At 44.8% G+C, this 16,614-nt stretch carries 15 protein-coding genes; 3 read left to right on the top strand and 12 right to left on the bottom strand.

Annotation, left to right across the window (positions count from 1 at the left end; translation table 11 throughout):
- Window positions 1-56 precede the first annotated feature (56 nt).
- The 11 genes from lpxD to rpsB all read right to left on the bottom strand — a co-directional run bounded on the left by lpxD (window position 57) and on the right by rpsB (window position 11,599).
- Window positions 57-1,088 (bottom strand): UDP-3-O-(3-hydroxymyristoyl)glucosamine N-acyltransferase, encoded by a 1,032-nt coding sequence (lpxD, locus tag OCV11_RS03645; RefSeq protein ID WP_261895066.1) that lies wholly within the window; start codon window positions 1,086-1,088, stop codon window positions 57-59.
- 8 nt (window positions 1,089-1,096) lie between these two features.
- The gene (locus tag OCV11_RS03640; protein ID WP_261895065.1) at window positions 1,097-1,606 is read right to left on the bottom strand and encodes an OmpH family outer membrane protein; all 510 of its coding nucleotides are present in this window, start codon (window positions 1,604-1,606) and stop codon (window positions 1,097-1,099) included.
- A gap of 14 nt (window positions 1,607-1,620) precedes the next feature.
- A complete protein-coding gene (bamA, locus tag OCV11_RS03635) occupies window positions 1,621-4,032 on the bottom strand; it encodes an outer membrane protein assembly factor BamA (protein ID WP_261895064.1) in 2,412 nt (803 codons plus the stop codon).
- A 47-nt stretch (window positions 4,033-4,079) separates the two neighbouring features.
- Window positions 4,080-5,438, bottom strand: a complete 1,359-nt coding sequence (rseP, locus tag OCV11_RS03630; RefSeq protein WP_261895063.1) for a sigma E protease regulator RseP — start codon at window positions 5,436-5,438, stop codon at window positions 4,080-4,082.
- On the bottom strand, window positions 5,435-6,643 hold the full coding sequence (gene ispC, locus OCV11_RS03625; protein WP_261895062.1) for a 1-deoxy-D-xylulose-5-phosphate reductoisomerase: 1,209 nt from the start codon (window positions 6,641-6,643) through the stop codon (window positions 5,435-5,437). The genes rseP and ispC overlap by 4 nt, the downstream gene beginning before the upstream one ends.
- Before the next feature lie 52 nt (window positions 6,644-6,695).
- On the bottom strand, window positions 6,696-7,538 hold the full coding sequence (locus tag OCV11_RS03620; protein ID WP_261895061.1) for a phosphatidate cytidylyltransferase: 843 nt from the start codon (window positions 7,536-7,538) through the stop codon (window positions 6,696-6,698).
- Window positions 7,539-7,556: 18 nt separating this feature from the next.
- Complete coding sequence (locus OCV11_RS03615; protein ID WP_261895059.1) at window positions 7,557-8,309, bottom strand: isoprenyl transferase; 753 nt, start codon at window positions 8,307-8,309, stop codon at window positions 7,557-7,559.
- A 96-nt stretch (window positions 8,310-8,405) separates the two neighbouring features.
- Window positions 8,406-8,963: a ribosome recycling factor gene (gene frr, locus OCV11_RS03610; protein WP_261895057.1), complete on the bottom strand. Its 558-nt coding sequence runs from the start codon at window positions 8,961-8,963 to the stop codon at window positions 8,406-8,408.
- 41 nt (window positions 8,964-9,004) lie between these two features.
- Window positions 9,005-9,730, bottom strand: a complete 726-nt coding sequence (gene pyrH / locus OCV11_RS03605; protein WP_261895056.1) for a UMP kinase — start codon at window positions 9,728-9,730, stop codon at window positions 9,005-9,007.
- 163 nt (window positions 9,731-9,893) lie between these two features.
- Window positions 9,894-10,736, bottom strand: coding sequence for a translation elongation factor Ts (gene tsf / locus OCV11_RS03600; RefSeq protein WP_261895055.1), 843 nt, complete (start codon window positions 10,734-10,736; stop codon window positions 9,894-9,896).
- Window positions 10,737-10,870: 134 nt separating this feature from the next.
- Entirely contained in the window at window positions 10,871-11,599 is a 729-nt protein-coding gene (rpsB, locus tag OCV11_RS03595) for a 30S ribosomal protein S2 (RefSeq protein WP_261895053.1), read from the bottom strand.
- Window positions 11,600-11,939: 340 nt separating this feature from the next.
- On the opposite strand from rpsB, the gene map reads away from it, so the two are divergent.
- The 3 genes from map to OCV11_RS03580 all read left to right on the top strand — a co-directional run bounded on the left by map (window position 11,940) and on the right by OCV11_RS03580 (window position 16,024).
- The gene (map, locus tag OCV11_RS03590; protein WP_261895052.1) at window positions 11,940-12,782 is read left to right on the top strand and encodes a type I methionyl aminopeptidase; all 843 of its coding nucleotides are present in this window, start codon (window positions 11,940-11,942) and stop codon (window positions 12,780-12,782) included.
- 108 nt (window positions 12,783-12,890) lie between these two features.
- Window positions 12,891-15,515, top strand: coding sequence for a bifunctional uridylyltransferase/uridylyl-removing protein GlnD (gene glnD, locus OCV11_RS03585; protein WP_261895050.1), 2,625 nt, complete (start codon window positions 12,891-12,893; stop codon window positions 15,513-15,515).
- A 125-nt stretch (window positions 15,516-15,640) separates the two neighbouring features.
- Window positions 15,641-16,024, top strand: a complete 384-nt coding sequence (locus tag OCV11_RS03580; RefSeq protein ID WP_261895049.1) for a DUF3461 family protein — start codon at window positions 15,641-15,643, stop codon at window positions 16,022-16,024.
- Between the two features lie 86 nt (window positions 16,025-16,110).
- Here the strand turns inward: OCV11_RS03580 and pgpA are convergent, their stop codons facing one another.
- Window positions 16,111-16,614, bottom strand: coding sequence for a phosphatidylglycerophosphatase A (pgpA, locus tag OCV11_RS03575; protein ID WP_261895048.1), 504 nt, complete (start codon window positions 16,612-16,614; stop codon window positions 16,111-16,113).

Raw genomic sequence — 16,614 nt, 5'->3', positions numbered from 1 at the left:
GGCATTATAGACGAAAAAGACTCGCAGCATGCGAGCCTTTTTGACAAAAAACCGAACTAAGCGTCGTTTTTTTGTTCAAGCAGCTTTTCTACCGCTTTCAAACGCTTATTCATCTCTTCAATACGATGAACACGTGTTGCGGTTTTACGCCATTCTTTATTCGTCTGTAGCGGGATACCAGAAGAGTAAACACCTTTCTCAGTAATGCTGCGCATTACCATGCCCATACCGGTGATGGTGACACCATCAGCAATTTCGATATGGCCATTAATGACCGATGCTCCGCCAATAATACAGTACTTACCTATGGTGGTACTGCCGGCGATGATAGTACCACCTGCCATCGCTGTACCATATCCGATGTGCACGTTATGGGCGATTTGCAGTTGGTTATCGATAATGACGTTATCTTCGATAACCGTGTCGTCTAGTGCGCCACGGTCAATCGTAGTACATGCACCAATCTCAACACGATTGCCAATACGCACAGAACCAAGTTGAGGAATCTTGATCCACTCACCTTTTTCGTTTGCGTAACCGAAACCGTCAGAACCGATAACCGTGCCTGATTGAACCAGACAGTGATCACCAATCACCACGTTGTGGTAAACCGATACGTTTGCCCACAACTTGGTGTTTTGACCAATTTTTGCGTTCTTACCAATGAAGCAACCAGCGCCAATCACCGCGTTATCACCTAGCTCAACGCCAGATTCAATCACTGCATTTGCGCCAACCGCAACATTTTTACCTAACTTAGCATCCTTAGCGATAACCGCTGATGGCGCAATTTCCACCGCAGGAGCAGGTGTCGTATCTAGCGCTTGAGTTACGCGGGCAAAAGCAACGTAAGGGTCTGCCACCACCAATGCATTGGCCGGACAAAGTTCACGCTCAGACGCTTTTACCATGATGACCGTTGCTTTACATGCTGCAAGGTGTTTACTGTATTTAGGATTAGACAAGAAGGTCACATGCCCCTCTTGCGCTTTGTCCATAGGTGCTACAGCTGTCACAACCGCAGAGTGATCGCCAAACAGCTCACCCCCGGTAATTTTTGCCAATTCGGCTAAAGTTAGTGTGGTCATAATAACAATTACTTAATAGATTTAATCACTTCTTCAGAGATGTTGTATTGAGGCTTCGCGTACTGCAGAGCACCAGCATCAACGATCATGTCATAGCCGTCTTTCTCAGCCACTTTCTTCACAGCATCCTGAATGATTTGGAATAGTTTCTGTTTTTCTTCTGCTTCACGGCGTTTTGATGCTTGATCTAACGCTTGAGCTTTGATCTTGTATTTGCTTTCAAGTTGACCAATTTCAATACGTAGCTTCTCAACGTCATCTTGGCTCATAAGAGAAGAATCACGTTTTAGCTTTTCCATTTTGTCTTTAGCTTGTTCTTGAATGCTTTTTAGCTCATCCGCTTTGTCTTTAAACTCAGATTGAAGTTTTTGAAGTACCACTTCACGTTGAGGAAGCGCCTGAAAAACTTGGGCTGTATTAATAAAGCCTACTTTTTGAGCTGCTTGTGCTGCATTGGCAAAAAATGATGAGCTAAGAATAACAAGGCTGACACCAGCCGCTTTGAAGATACTTTTCAAAATATAGTCCTATATTAAAAGGTTTTCCCGATGGTAAAGGTAAAGAATTCTTCGTCATCACCTTCATATTTTTTAACAGGTTTCGCTACCGAGAAGACCAAAGGTCCCATTGGTGACATCCACTGTAACGCCATACCGTAAGATGAACGGTAGTTCATTGGGTCTGAGTAGTCATAATAATACTTATCGCCATATGAAACGTCACCATTATAGTGGAATTCGGTATCCCAAACACTCGCCATATCGAAGAAGACACTGGTTCGAATTTGGCTTTGTACCTCTTCCGACGCAAATGGTGTAGGTACAATCAACTCAGCACTTGCTAGCCAAGTTGCGTTACCACCAACAGATTCATCTGTTGCAATATCGGTACCGTTGTTTGAGTCGGCATAACTACGGTACACCGCTTTTGGACCCGCCGTGTTAGAGCTAAATCCGCGCAGTGTAGAGAAACCACCAGCATAGAAGTTTTCATAGAATGGATAGAGGTTATCTTGGCCATCCGTTTGGCCGTAGCCGTTACCATAGCCTAGACGACCACGTAGCAATAGGGTGAAATCTTCTTTTTTGGTCAGAGGAATGTACTGACGCACATCATATTGCATCTTGAAGTACAAGGCATCTGAACCAGGAACGGTCATATCATAGTATGCACGTTGGTAGTTACCCGCGGTTGGGAAGTAACCTTTGTTAAGGTTATTACGTGTCCAAGCCACACTCACATCGTAATCATCCGTTTCCAAACTACCGTCGGAATTCAGGTTACCTGATTGTGCTTTAAGGAACTGTTCAACTTGCAGATAAGGTTTCAAGTTACCGATTTTACTGTGAGTATACCCAACGCCGAACTCAAAACGATTCAGTTCGTCAAACGGGAAGCCCCATGTAAAGTTCACACCATAGCTGGTGTTGTCGTAGTCGACGATGCCCGCATCAGATGCTTCAAATTTATTCAGGAAGACTTTACCACCCAAACTCACACCATCTAAGGTCCAGTATGGGTCTTTGTATTCCAGAGTAATGTTTTGTTGGTAATCATTGGTTGTGGCACTGATACTAACTCGGTTACCACTACCCAAGAAGTTATCTTGCGTTAAACCAACTTGGAAGCTCACACCAGATTCAGTACCGTAACCGACACCAAAGTTAATGCTACCTGAGTTGGCTTCTTTTACCTTGTAGACCACGTCAACTTGGTCATCGGTGCCAGGAACGCGCTCAGTTTGAACATCGACGGTTTCGAAGAAGCCAAGACGGTTTAGACGAGTTTTACCCAACTCAACTGATTTAGAGTTAAGCCAGCTACCTTCCATTTGGCGCATTTCACGACGCAACACTTCATCTTTCGTTACCGTGTTACCCATAAAGCGAATATCGCGTACATACATACGCTTGCCTGGGTCAATTTGTACCGTCAAAGACACTTCTTGTTTTTCGTCATCGAAAGTTGGAACGGTACGCACTTGAGGATACGCATAACCCGCCTCACCCAGTACTTTTTTCACGTTCTCTTCTAACGCAGTCACAGCAGAACCTTTGTAGGTACTGCCCATATCGAAATCAACTAGCGCTTTAAACTCATCTTCTTTGCCAAGTAAATCACCTTTAAAATCAACAGATTTCACCGTATACGGTTTACCTTCGTTGATATTCAGAGTTATATAAACCCCTTTCTTATCTGGAGAGATAGAGACTTCCGTCGATTCCACTTTGAATTTCAGGTAGCCACGGTCCAGATAAAAAGTTTTCAGCTTTTCTAAATCGCCAGCCAGTACTTGTTTTTGATATTTGTCGCTAGAGAGGAAGTTCCACCAAGAAACGTCGGCATTTAAATCAAATTTACTCAGCAGGTCTTTATCACTAAACACATGGTTACCGATAAAGTTGATCTGTTTGATTTTGGCGGAAACACCTTCAGTGAAGACAAATTTCAGGTCAGCACGGTTACGCGGTAAAGGGGTCACAACCGCTTTTACTGTCGCGTTATATTTACCCACGCTGTAGTAGAAATCTTCTAAGCCTTTTTCGATGTTAGTGAGCTTAGTACGATCTAAGGCTTCACCTACGCGAATATTAGACGCATCTAGGTTTTGCTTGAGTTGCTCTTCTTTAATCGCTTTATTGCCAGAAAAAGAAACACTAGCAATCGTAGGACGCTCTTTCACTTGAACGACTAAAGCAGAACCATCGCGCATTACTTTGACATTTTCAAAGTTACCAGAGGCATACAATGACTGAATAATGTCTGCGATATCTTGTGAGTCTACGGTATCTCCAACACGGACAGGCATTTTCAACAACGCGGCACCCAGTGCTACACGCTGTAAACCTTCAATCTGGATATCCTTTACAACAAAGTTTTCGGCACCGTTCGCTGACACGCTTGTTGCGAGCATTGTCGCGAGGAGGATCTTTTTCATCGCCATAGTTCTATGAGTTATTCCTTACTACAACCCTTGCCCAATGCTTAAAATCACAGGCGAGTAAAATCGTTAAATATTGCCACGGCCATTAAAGAGAAAATGATGGCTCCACCAATGCGGTATCCCATCTCCTGCACCTTCTCTGGCACAGGACGACGAATCACAGCTTCAATAGCAAAGAACAACAGGTGTCCTCCATCGAGCATTGGTAATGGGACAAGGTTAATAATGCCAAGGTTCACACTGATCAGTGCTAAGAACCCTAAGAAGTACACCAATCCGTAATCGGCAGTGGCACCCGCTCCTTTCGCAATAGAGATAGGCCCACTTAGGTTATTTAACCCAACATCACCGACCAGCAGTTTTTTAAGCATACTAACGGTTAAACCAATGATTTGTCCCGTTTTATCAACTGCTTTACTGAAAGACTCAAATACACCAAATTGAAGTTCAAATCGATAATCTGAAGGCCAATCTGCGACTTTAGGAGCAATTCCAGCAAATCCAATCACTTTACCTTTACCAAGATCTTTACGCTCTGGCGTTAAAATCAAAGAGACAGGCTCTCCTTGGCGTAACACGTCTACCGTAATAGGTTCGCCAGGATGATTCTGAATACTATTGACCACTTGCTGCCATTGAGTGATTTTTTGTCCACCCATAAACTGCAGCTCGTCGCCCACTTTAAGCCCTGCTTTTTCCCCTGCTCCGTCTTTCGCAACGTTCACTAACGTCATCGAAATCTCAGGAGTAAAAGGCTTAAATCCAAGCGCTCCCATAGCAGACTCTGATTCAGGGTCAAAGTTCCAAGTAGATAGATTTAAAGTTTTTATTTCTTGCAGTCCGACACCTTCTGGAGAAGTGACGGTCAAAGTTAAGCTGTCATCGCCAATATGCGACGCCAATTCCATGTTGACGCTTTCCCAGTCCGGCGTACGAGTACCAGAGACATCCAAAATCTCCATACCAGACTCAAGGCCTGCGTCTGCAGCAATCGAATAAGAGGAAACGTCACCAATCACTGGCTTTACGGTTGGAACACCAATAGTGAACACTAACCAGTAGGCAATGATAGCGAAAAGGAAGTTAAATACAGGACCTGCCGCAACAACCGCAGCACGTTGCCATAAGGTCTTTTGGTCAAACGCTTGACCTTGAAGCTCAGCGGGAATGTCGTCCACACGCCCATCGAGCATTTTGACATAACCACCAAGAGGAATAGCAGCAATGCTGTATTGGGTACCATCTTTACCCACGCGTTGCCAAAGCGACTTGCCAAAACCGATGGAAAACTTTTCGACTTTGATTCCGCAGCGTCTTGCCACCCAAAAGTGGCCAAATTCATGAACTGCAACCAAAACACCTAGGGCTACAATGAAAGCAAATAAATTCCATATTATGCCGGTCATAACATACGCTCTTTTATAATTTGGCTAGCTTGTTTGCGAGCCATTGTATCTAGCTCAAGTAAGCTTTCCAAGTCATAGCTATGTAACGAAGTATTTGTCGCGCACACTTTTGACAATGTGCTTTCATTGATACGCGCAATGTCCGTAAAACGAATATGGCCTTTAAGAAATGCGTCCACTGCCATTTCATTAGCAGCGTTAAGAGACGTTGTCGCATGTTGACCAAGGTAACAAGCATCGATCGCTAAACTCAAACATGGGTAACGCGAAAAATCAGGAGCCATAAAGGTCAGCTCACTGATTTGGGTAAAATCAAGCGGACGAACGCCGGCTTTAATGCGTGTTGGATAGTTCATTGTCACCGAGATAGGTGTAGCCATATCAGGCTCACCCAACTGCGCCATTACCGAACCATCGAGATATTGCACCATGGAGTGAATCACTGATTGAGGGTGAATCAACACTTTAAGCTGATCTTTTGCCGCATTAAACAACCAACGAGCTTCTATGTACTCAAGGCCCTTATTCATCATAGTGGCTGAATCGACTGAAATTTTAGGTCCCATTGACCAGTTAGGATGCGCAATAGCTTGTGCTGGAGTCACCGCAGCAAGTTCACTTACGTCGGTATAACGAAATGGGCCACCAGAACCGGTCAAAATAATGTGTGAAACACCAGCGCCTGCTAAATCACAGCGTCCCATTTTGGTTTGAACTTCAGTTGGCAGACATTGAAAAATCGCATTGTGTTCGCTATCAACTGGTAACAGTTCAGCGCCATACTGCTCAACCGCATCGATAAACAGTTGACCAGACATTACCAAGGCTTCTTTGTTAGCCAGTAAAATACGTTTACCCGCTTTTACTGCTGCCATGGTAGGTACTAAACCTGCCGCGCCCACGATCGCTGCCATAACGGTGTCAACTTCAGCACAAGATGCCACTTGGCACATGGCCTCTTCACCATAAAGCACGTCAGTTGCGATGTTCGCTTTGCTAAGTTCAACTTGCAATTCTTGAGCAGCGTCAGCCGTAGCCATAACTGCGTAGGTCGGTCGCCATGTTTCGCATAACGAGCGCATTTTGGCTACGTTTCTTCCGGCTGCCAGAGCAAACACTTCAAACTGCTCTTTGTTTTCAGCGACCACTTTCAATGTGCTCGCACCAATAGAACCTGTTGCACCAAGAATCGTTAACTTACGCATAGCTAAAACCGTTGTTAGATAAAACGGACAAGCACTAGGCTTGTCCGCTCAATTAGAAAAAGAAATACAGAAACGCAAAGACTGGGAAGGCAGCCGTAAGACTGTCGATGCGGTCCAAAATACCACCGTGTCCAGGAATGATATGACTACTGTCTTTAATGTTGGAGACGCGTTTAAACATACTCTCAACCAAGTCGCCCAATACCGAAATACCGGCGGTACACAAGATGGTGACGTACATCATTAACGCTGAACTAAAGTGCAATTCAAAGCAGCTGGCCACAACACCGCCAACCACAACAGAAATCACCATACCCCCCATCAAACCTTCGATGGTCTTATTTGGGCTAACGGCAGGAGCCATTTTGCGTTTACCAAAGCGTTTACCAGCAAAGTAAGCGCCACTGTCTGCAGACCAAACGATCAAACACACAAACAGAACCAATTTCGCTCCATGTAACGCATCGATATCCATCGATTCTGCGCGCAGGCAAACCACACTCCAATAGAATGGCAGTAGTGTAAGCAAGCCGAAAATATGGCGCAATACCCGACTATTTTCCCACCATGGGCGAGACTTTGGGTAAGTGATGGCCAAATAACTGGATGCGACCCACCATAAAGTGCCGACAAGCAAAAAGGAGTAATGGGCAGAGGTCAAATGATTCAGAGAGTTCATATCGGGATGCAACCAAGCGAAACTTGCTGCTCCAACGACGAGTGAAGGAATTAACGCCAAATGACGAGATTTAGCATTAACAAATTGCGTCCATTCCCAGAAACCGATTAGTGTAATCACCGCTAATGCGAAAAGAAACCAAGCAAGGGGCAAATAAAGAATGCCCAAGATAACGAGAGGGGCAAGTATGAGCGCTGTGATAATTCTCTGCTTCAAACTTAGGATCCTATTTTATTATTTTTCCATTAAGGCCTTAATCTGTTCCCCAGTACAACCAAAGCGTCGTTCACGGTTCACAAACCAAGAGATAGCTTCAACTAGGCTATCTTCACCAAATTCTGGCCAATAAACTGGCGTAAAGTACATCTCAGCGTATGCCAATTGCCATAACAAAAAGTTACTGATACGACATTCACCACTGGTACGGATGAGCAGATCAACATCAGGTAGATCGGCCATTGAAATAAACTGAGCCATTTTGCTCTCATCGATGTCGTCAGGGTTTAAGTCCCCAGCCGCCACCTGCTGAGCAAGTTTTTTTGCTGCTTGCGTAATATCCCATTTACCACCGTAATTCGCCGCCACATTAAGGACCATCCCAGTATTATTACGAGTCAGTTCTTCAGCTTGTTCAATTTTACGTTGCAAACGAGGGTTAAAACGGGTGACATCACCAATAATACGTAAGCGTAGATTATTCTTATGAAGTCGTTTGACCTCTGATGACAAGACTGTGATAAACAGCTCCATCAGCAACCCTACTTCATCTTCTGGACGTCGCCAGTTCTCGCTACTGAAAGCGAAAAGAGTCACTGCCTTGATACCCAATTTTGCCGCGGTAGAGATGGTTTTGCGTACTGCATCCACTCCTTTTTTATGGCCAAAAACCCGCGGCTTACCGCGTTCCTTTGCCCAACGGCCGTTACCATCCATGATGATGGCAATGTGTTGAGGTAGCACCTCAGAAGAGAGTTGTGAATCTTGCATTGTTTATTATGTTTAATACCAAAAGACGTAGATAGTAACGAAAAAAAACGCTGAGCTGTGAGCACAGCGTTTTATTTCATTTAATTATTAGAATTATTAGACGTCCATCAACTCTTTTTCTTTTGCAGCAAGAATATCGTCGATTCGTTTAATCGCTGCATCAGTCAGTTTTTGGATATCTTCTTGCGCTTTACGATCTTCATCTTCAGAGATCTCTTTGTCTTTAAGCGCATTTTTTAGGTCGCTGTTTGCATCACGGCGAATGTTACGTACTGCAACACGACCACCTTCCGCTTCACCACGTACGATTTTAACCAAATCGCGACGACGTTCTTCAGTTAGCGGTGGAAGTGGAACGCGGATAACGGTACCCGCAGACATTGGGTTCAAACCTAGATCTGACATCATGATCGCTTTTTCAACTTTCTGTGTCAGGTCACGGTCGAATACTGTGATTGCTAGAGTACGAGCATCTTCTGCAACAACGTTTGCTACTTGGTTTAGCGGTGTTGGAGCTCCGTAGTAATCTACAGAAATACCAGAAAGAAGACTTGGGTGTGCACGACCAGTACGAACCTTAGTCAGGTTGGCCTTCAGCGCTTCAACGCTTTTGTCCATGCGCTCTTGAGCGTCTTTTTTGATCTCATTAATCACGATATCACCTTAATTTTTTTTCATCTCGAGAGTGATTATACTTAAGCGCTGATTAGCGTGCCTTCGGCTTCACCCATTACAACGCGGCGCAATGCGCCAGGTTTGTTCATGTTGAAAACACGAATTGGCATAGAGTGATCGCGAGCCAGCGTAAATGCTGCCAAGTCCATCACTTTCAGCTCTTTATCTAGCACATCATTATAAGCAAGCTTATCATACAGTTGTGCGTCTGGGTTGGCTACAGGGTCAGCACTGTAAACTCCATCAACTTTTGTTGCTTTCAATACAACATCCGCCTCGATTTCGATACCACGTAGACACGCAGCAGAATCGGTTGTGAAGAATGGGTTACCTGTACCTGCAGAGAAAATCACCACGCGACCATCACGTAGTTGGCTGATAGCTTCAGCCCAGTTGTAGTCATCACATACGCCATTCAAAGGAATAGCAGACATCACACGAGCGTTAACATAAGCACGGTGCAGTGCATCACGCATAGCAAGACCATTCATTACTGTTGCTAGCATACCCATATGGTCACCAACAACTCGGTTCATGCCATTTTTTGCAAGACCAGCACCACGGAATAAGTTACCGCCACCGATGACAACACCAACTTGAACCCCAAGTTCCACCAGTTCTTTAATCTCTTGAGCCATGCGGTCAAGAACGGTTGGGTCAATACCAAAACCTTCTTCACCTTGCAGAGCTTCACCGCTAAGTTTTAACAAAATCCGTTGATATGCTGGTTTAGGGTTCGTTGTCATGGATCTTACCTTTCAAAGAGTGGTTAATTAATTAACAATCAAGAATAAATTCTAAACCGGAGACTTCCTTGTTTAGAACCAATTCGTCACAGCTAACCGACCGATAGTCGTGAAAAGACCGCAGCCTGAGCTACGGTCTTTATTTAAGCAATATCGCTAAGAATTAGCCGCGTTGTGCCGCTGCAACTTCTTCAGCAAAGCTCATTGCTTCTTTCTTCTCGATACCTTCACCCACTTCTAGGCGGATGAATGCAGATACTGTAACGCCTGCTTCTTTAAGCACGTCGCCAACAGTTTTCTTAGGTTCCATGATGAATGGTTGACCAGTCAGAGAGATTTCGCCAGTGAATTTATTCATACGGCCGATAACCATTTTCTCTGCGATTTCAGCTGGTTTACCTTCGTTCATCGCGATTTCGATTTGAACTTGTTTTTCTTTCTCAACAACTTCAGCAGGAACGTCAGATGGGTTTAGGAACTCTGGACGAGATGCAGCAACGTGCATTGCAACGTGTTTAAGAGTTTCTTCATCGCCTTCACCAGCAACAACAACACCGATTTTCTCGCCGTGACGGTAAGAAGCTACGTGTGCGCCATCGATGTATGATACGCGACGGATGTTGATGTTTTCGCCGATTTTAGCTACTAGAGCAACACGGATTTCTTCAAATTTAGCTTGAAGTTCTTCGATAGTTACTTTTTCTTGAGCAGCTACAGTTGCAACTTCTTCAGCAAATGCTTTGAAGCCTGAGTCTTTAGCAACGAAGTCAGTTTGGCAGTTGATTTCAACTAGAGCAGTGAAACCTTCGCCTTCTTTGATAATGATAGTGCCTTCAGCAGCGATGTTACCCGCTTTTTTAGCCGCTTTAGCAGCGCCGCTTTTACGCATGTTTTCGATCGCTAGCTCGATGTCACCGTCAGTTTCAACAAGTGCTTTCTTACATTCCATCATACCTGCGCCAGTACGGTCGCGCAGTTCTTTTACTAGAGCAGCAGTAACAGCCATTCTCTATTCCTCAGTTTAATTCTGGAGTTGGTAAAAATTAGGGGCCTACATTTTCGGCCCCCAATGCTAACTATAACTTAATCTACAATGACACCTTGATGACAGTGCAAACTAAGTGTGACTTAGAGCCGCTATTATTCAGCTTCTACGAAACCGTCTTTTTCAGCGATTGCTGCAACGTCTTTGTTGCGGCCTTCGTTTACAGATTCAGCAGCTGCGTTCAGGTAAAGTTGAACAGCGCGGATTGCGTCGTCGTTACCTGGGATGATGTAGTCGATACCGTCTGGGTTAGAGTTAGTATCAACAACTGCGAATACTGGAATACCTAGGTTGTTTGCTTCTTTAACAGCGATGTGCTCGTGATCAGCGTCGATTACGAATAGAGCATCTGGAAGACCGCCCATGTCTTTAATACCACCAAGAGATTTCTCTAGCTTCTCCATTTCGCGAGTACGCATTAGAGCTTCTTTCTTAGTTAGTTTGTCAAAAGTACCGTCAGTAGATTGAGTTTCTAGATCTTTCAGACGTTTGATTGATTGACGAACAGTTTTCCAGTTAGTCAGCATACCGCCCAACCAGCGGTTGTTAACGTAGAATTGGTTGCTAGCGATAGCAGCTTCTTTAACAGCTTCAGATGCAGCGCGTTTAGTACCAACGAAAAGAACTTTACCTTTTTTCTCGCCAACTTTAACTAGCTCAGCTAGAGCTTCGTTGAACATTGGTACAGTTTTTTCTAGGTTGATGATATGCACGCGGTTACGAGCGCCGAAAATGAATGGCTTCATTTTTGGGTTCCAGTAACGAGTTTGGTGACCGAAGTGAACACCAGCTTTTAGCATATCGCGCATTGATACAGTTGCCATTATATAATCCTCTATGGGGTTAGGCCTCCACACTCCCCATGCATCCGACCCACTAAAGGGCACCCCGGAACACGTGACGGAATGTGTGTGAAATTAAAAGTTAAGTTTAAACACTAACTCTGCTTCGCCATATTTGAAGAAAACAGACCTAGAGTTCGGCGCGCTTTATACCATATTTTGCCCTGTTATGGCTAGTAAAAAATGACTTTTCCAATTGTGAAGACCCCATGAGTGAGAGATATTCTTATTCGTATTAATTGGATTATTGCGCTTCATCGCTCGGCTGTTACAATGTTGCCCATCGCACATACCCGTGCTCGAATACGAATTGAGAAAGCCGATGTCTGTAATCATTAAGAACGCTGAAGAAATTGAAAAAATGCGCGTCGCTGGCCGTTTGGCAGCTGAAGTGCTGGAAATGATTGAACCGTATGTAAAACCTGGTGTAACCACTGAAGAGTTGGATCAAATTTGCCACAAATACATCACTGAAGTTCAGAATGCGATTCCAGCACCACTTAACTACCACGGTTTCCCTAAATCTATCTGTACTTCGATTAACCATATTGTGTGCCACGGTATTCCCGCAACACAAGATGGCGAATACGGCCCTTATGTACGCCCAGCTGTACTGAAAGATGGCGACATCATGAACATCGACATCACTGTCATCAAAGATGGCTACCACGGTGATACTTCAAAAATGTTCTTGGTTGGCGAAGTTACACCAGCCGACAAACGTCTATGCTTTGTTGCTCAAGAGTGTTTGTACATTGCACTGAAAAAAGTGAAACCGGGTGCTCAACTCGGTGAAATTGGTACTGCGATTGAAAAACACATCAAGACCAACAACAAAAACAACCCAACGATGAAATTCTCTATCGTTCGTGACTACTGTGGTCATGGTGTGGGCGCTGGCTTCCATGAAGAGCCTCAAGTGGTTCACTACCGTAATAACGATCGTACAATCCTTCGTGAAGGTATGATTTTTACCATCGAACCTATGATTAACGCTGGTAAATTCGGTTGTCGCCTAGATGAAGAAGACGATTGGACGGTTTACACCGCTGATGGCAAAAATTCAGCACAGTGGGAACATACCCTACTGGTAACCAAAGATGGTTGTGAAATTCTAACGTTACGTAAAGACGAAACCATTCCTCGTCATTTCCATAACGCTTAAGCACTTTTCTACTTCTATCCGTATCCCAGCCTAGCTGGGATATTTTTTTATCTGTGCCAATCTGCTACAGTCAGATCCAGTTGGAATCTACTCGCATGGAATGCAGTTATGCCTTTTCAATCCCCCAAAACTTTTCAGGATGAGCAATTAACGCTACCTGAGATCAAAAAGCAGCTTGAGATATTCGCTGCTTATCAGAAAGAACAATTTTTACTGCGTGAACCGATTGCCGATTTGGTCCACGGTCGCTCTTATTACATGGATGAGCTGTTACAGCGTCTATGGAATTACTACCATTTTGACCGCATAGAAGAGATTGCCCTTGTTGCGGTAGGTGGCTACGGCCGTGGTGAATTGCATCCGCTGTCCGACATCGACATTTTGGTGGTTTCACAACAACCACTGCCCGAAGAGCTAGCCCATAAGATCAGTGAATTCATTACCTTCCTTTGGGATTTGCGTCTTGAGGTAGGTCATGCGGTGCGTACCGTGACTCAATGTGCCGAGATCGGCAGTGAAGATTTGACTGTCGCCACCAACTTACAAGAAGCTCGTCTGCTGTGTGGCTGCGCAGATACTTTTCATCGCCTCAAAATGGTCATTCTGTCGGAATCTTTTTGGCCAAGCGAAACCTTTTACCGCGCCAAAATTCAAGAGCAGCGTGAACGTCATGCTCGTTATCACGACACCACATACAACTTAGAACCGGACATAAAATCCACTCCTGGGGGCTTACGCGATATTCATACGCTAAGCTGGGTTGCTCGTCGCCACTTTGGCGCAACGTCGCTTTATGAAATGAGTCGCTTTGGCTTTTTGACCGATGCCGAATACCGAGAGTTGCTCGAATGTCAGGACTTTCTGTGGCGCGTGCGTTTTGCATTGCACCTAGAACTCAAACGCTACGACAACCGCCTCACTTTTGCCCATCAAGCTCAGGTCGCGGAACATCTCGGCTTTACTGGTGAAGCTAACCGCCCTGTTGAGATGATGATGAAAGAGTTCTACCGCACCTTGCGTCGCGTGGTAGAGCTGAATCGCATGCTGCTTATGTTGTTTGACCAAGCAATCCTCAATAATGGCGAAGAAGATGAACCACAAATTATTGATGACGATTTTCAGCGTCGTGGCAATCTGATTGAAGCGCGTAAACCAGCGCTATTTCAAGCACGTCCCGAAACGATCCTCGATATGTTTTTGCACATGGCCAACGACTCATCGATTGAAGGCGTTGCCCCCACGACTATGCGCCAATTGCGTACCGCAAGACGTCGTTTGAATCGCTTCCTACACTCGATTCCCGAAGCGCGTGAAAAATTTATGGCGCTGGTGCGTCATCCTAACGCGCTGCAAAATGCCTTCCCGCAAATGCACGAACTCGGCGTACTGGCGACGTACTTGCCACAATGGAGTCACATTGTAGGACAGATGCAATTTGACCTGTTCCATGTTTACACCGTAGACGAGCACAGTGTTCGATTACTGAAACATATCAACACGTTCAACGACCAAAAAAATTACGAAAAACATCCGATCTGCTGTGAAATCTACCCAAGAACGCAGAAAAAAGAGCTACTCACATTAGCGGCGATTTTCCACGACATCGGTAAGGGACGTGGTGGTGACCATTCTGAAATTGGTGCCACGGAAGCATATGACTTTTGTATTGAACATGGCTTATCCAAACCCGAAGCACGTTTAGTTTCATGGCTAGTACAAAATCACCTCTTGATGTCAGTGACCGCACAGCGTCGCGATATCTACGATCCTGAAGTGATCACCAATTTTGCGAAAGCCGTGCGTGATGAAGAGTATCTTGATGCGTTAGTTTGTTTAACCGTTGCCGATATTTGCGCGACTAATCCTGAATTGTGGAACAGCTGGAAACGCACCCTGTTGGCTGAACTTTACTATTCAACCCAACGTGCGCTGCGCCGCGGCCTAGAAAACCCGGTCGATGTGCGCGATCGTGTTCGCCACAATCAACAAATGGCTTCTGCATTACTGCGCAAAGAGGGCTTTTCTCCACAGCAAATCGATATGCTATGGCTACGCTTTAAGGCCGACTACTTCTTGCGTCATACCCACAAGCAGATAGCTTGGCACTGTGCACATTTAATGCGCTTAGAAGATCCATCCCAAACCTTAGTGCTGATCAGCAAAAAGCCAACTCGTGGTGGTACGGAAATTTTCGTCTATACCAAAGACCAGCCAGCCTTGTTTGCCAGTGTGGTGGCAGAGCTTGACCGCAGAAATCTCAACGTTCATGACGCACAGATCATGGCGAGTAAAGATGGCTACGTACTCGATACCTTTATGGTATTGGATCAAAATGGAGAAGCGATTGATGAAGATGCCCATCCAGCGTTGATTTGCCAATTAGAGAAAGTGGTACAGAATACCGATTCGCACAAAGGCAAGACTCGTCGTGCTCCGCGCAACTTGAAACACTTTAAAGTGGCAACACAAGTGGACTTTTTGCCAACTCGCAGTCGTAAACGAACTTTGATTGAATTAGTGGCATTGGACACACCTGGATTACTTGCCACCATCGGTGCGACGTTTGCTGAGCTAAACTTAGACTTGCATGGAGCAAAAATCACCACTATCGGCGAACGTGCAGAAGACTTATTTATTCTCACTCGCACCAATGGTGGACGATTAAATCAAGAGGAAGAACAGCAGCTACGTCAGTCATTGATTGACAATATATCTGAGCTCGCTCCGAACTAACTTGTGAGTAAAGCGATCTTGTCCACAAAGTGATTGTTTTTTCTGCATCTGGCTCTATCTACCACGGGGTCTGGCTGCTACATTGGATTGGATTGTTTTCTCTTTGATATAGATAGAGGTTTCTTATGTTTCCACACCTCAATGGTTTAGGTATTCAGGATCCTACACTGATTGAACGTTATTCTCTTCGTCAGGAAGCACATAAGGACGTGCTGAAAATTTACTTCAAAAAACAGAAAGGCGAACTGTTTGCGAAGAGTGTTAAGTTTAAGTTTCCTCGCCAGATTAAAAATGTGTTGGTTGATAGTGGCACCCACCAATACAAGGAAATTACGGAGATTAGCCGTAATCTTACCCTGATCATTGATGAGCTAAATAAGATCACCAAACCAGAAGTTAAACCAGAAGTCGATGTGAAAGAGAAAATCCTAGCTGACTTGCAACATCTGGAAAAAGTTGTCTCCAGTAAGATCGCTGAAATTGAAGCGGATCTAGCTAAGCTAAAATAGTTGTTACGAAAAGAATTTTTAGTGAGATAACAAAACGCCTGCTTGATGCAGGCGTTTTTGTTATGCGGCAACGATGTCACAAATGGCTAGATCCAGCCAGCCCACGAACCAATGCCGAAAAGACACAAGCCAGCAATCACACCTGCGACCAAATCATCGATCATAATGCCTAAACCGCCATGCACCCGTTTATCCAACCAACTGATCGGCCAAGGTTTTAGCATGTCGAAAAAGCGAAATAGCACAAAGCCAGTGACAAGCCAATGCCAATCCAAGACGGAAATACCGAGGAAAGGCACAATAAACATAGTGATCCAAAAACCAGCAAACTCGTCCCACACAATTGAGCCGTGATCATGCACACCCATATCGTCAGAAGTGACTTGGCAAATTTTGATACCAATGATGGAAGCAACAACGACCACTAACACATACACTGCGATAGGTAACTGACCAAGCAGGAGAAAAAAAGGTACTGAAGCAAGAGTACCCATGGTTCCTGGAACCACTGGAGAAAGTCCACTGCCAAAACCAGTGGCTAAAAGATGCCAAGGGTTAGCTAGAGAAATGCGTTGTTTAGGGTTCGTCAT

The sequence above is a fragment of the Vibrio porteresiae DSM 19223 genome, assembly GCF_024347055.1.
Taxonomy (GTDB): Bacteria; Pseudomonadota; Gammaproteobacteria; order Enterobacterales; family Vibrionaceae; genus Vibrio; species Vibrio porteresiae.
Note: the sequence above shows the minus strand (reverse complement) of the source record. Positions and strands in the feature narration are given on the sequence as shown.

What these genes read in the sequence shown, in the direction of transcription:
- ispC (WP_261895062.1), bottom strand. Translation starts at nt 6,643, where the DNA reads ATGCGTAAGTTAACGATTCTTGGTGCAACAGGTTCTATTGGTGCGAGC.
- map (WP_261895052.1), top strand. Translation starts at nt 11,940, where the DNA reads ATGTCTGTAATCATTAAGAACGCTGAAGAAATTGAAAAAATGCGCGTC.
- bamA (WP_261895064.1), bottom strand. Translation starts at nt 4,032, where the DNA reads ATGGCGATGAAAAAGATCCTCCTCGCGACAATGCTCGCAACAAGCGTG.
- glnD (WP_261895050.1), top strand. Translation starts at nt 12,891, where the DNA reads ATGCCTTTTCAATCCCCCAAAACTTTTCAGGATGAGCAATTAACGCTA.
- rseP (WP_261895063.1), bottom strand. Translation starts at nt 5,438, where the DNA reads ATGACCGGCATAATATGGAATTTATTTGCTTTCATTGTAGCCCTAGGT.
- pyrH (WP_261895056.1), bottom strand. Translation starts at nt 9,730, where the DNA reads ATGACAACGAACCCTAAACCAGCATATCAACGGATTTTGTTAAAACTT.
- rpsB (WP_261895053.1), bottom strand. Translation starts at nt 11,599, where the DNA reads ATGGCAACTGTATCAATGCGCGATATGCTAAAAGCTGGTGTTCACTTC.
- OCV11_RS03580 (WP_261895049.1), top strand. Translation starts at nt 15,641, where the DNA reads ATGTTTCCACACCTCAATGGTTTAGGTATTCAGGATCCTACACTGATT.
- lpxD (WP_261895066.1), bottom strand. Translation starts at nt 1,088, where the DNA reads ATGACCACACTAACTTTAGCCGAATTGGCAAAAATTACCGGGGGTGAG.
- pgpA (WP_261895048.1), bottom strand. Translation starts at nt 16,614, where the DNA reads ATGACGAACCCTAAACAACGCATTTCTCTAGCTAACCCTTGGCATCTT.
- OCV11_RS03615 (WP_261895059.1), bottom strand. Translation starts at nt 8,309, where the DNA reads ATGCAAGATTCACAACTCTCTTCTGAGGTGCTACCTCAACACATTGCC.
- tsf (WP_261895055.1), bottom strand. Translation starts at nt 10,736, where the DNA reads ATGGCTGTTACTGCTGCTCTAGTAAAAGAACTGCGCGACCGTACTGGC.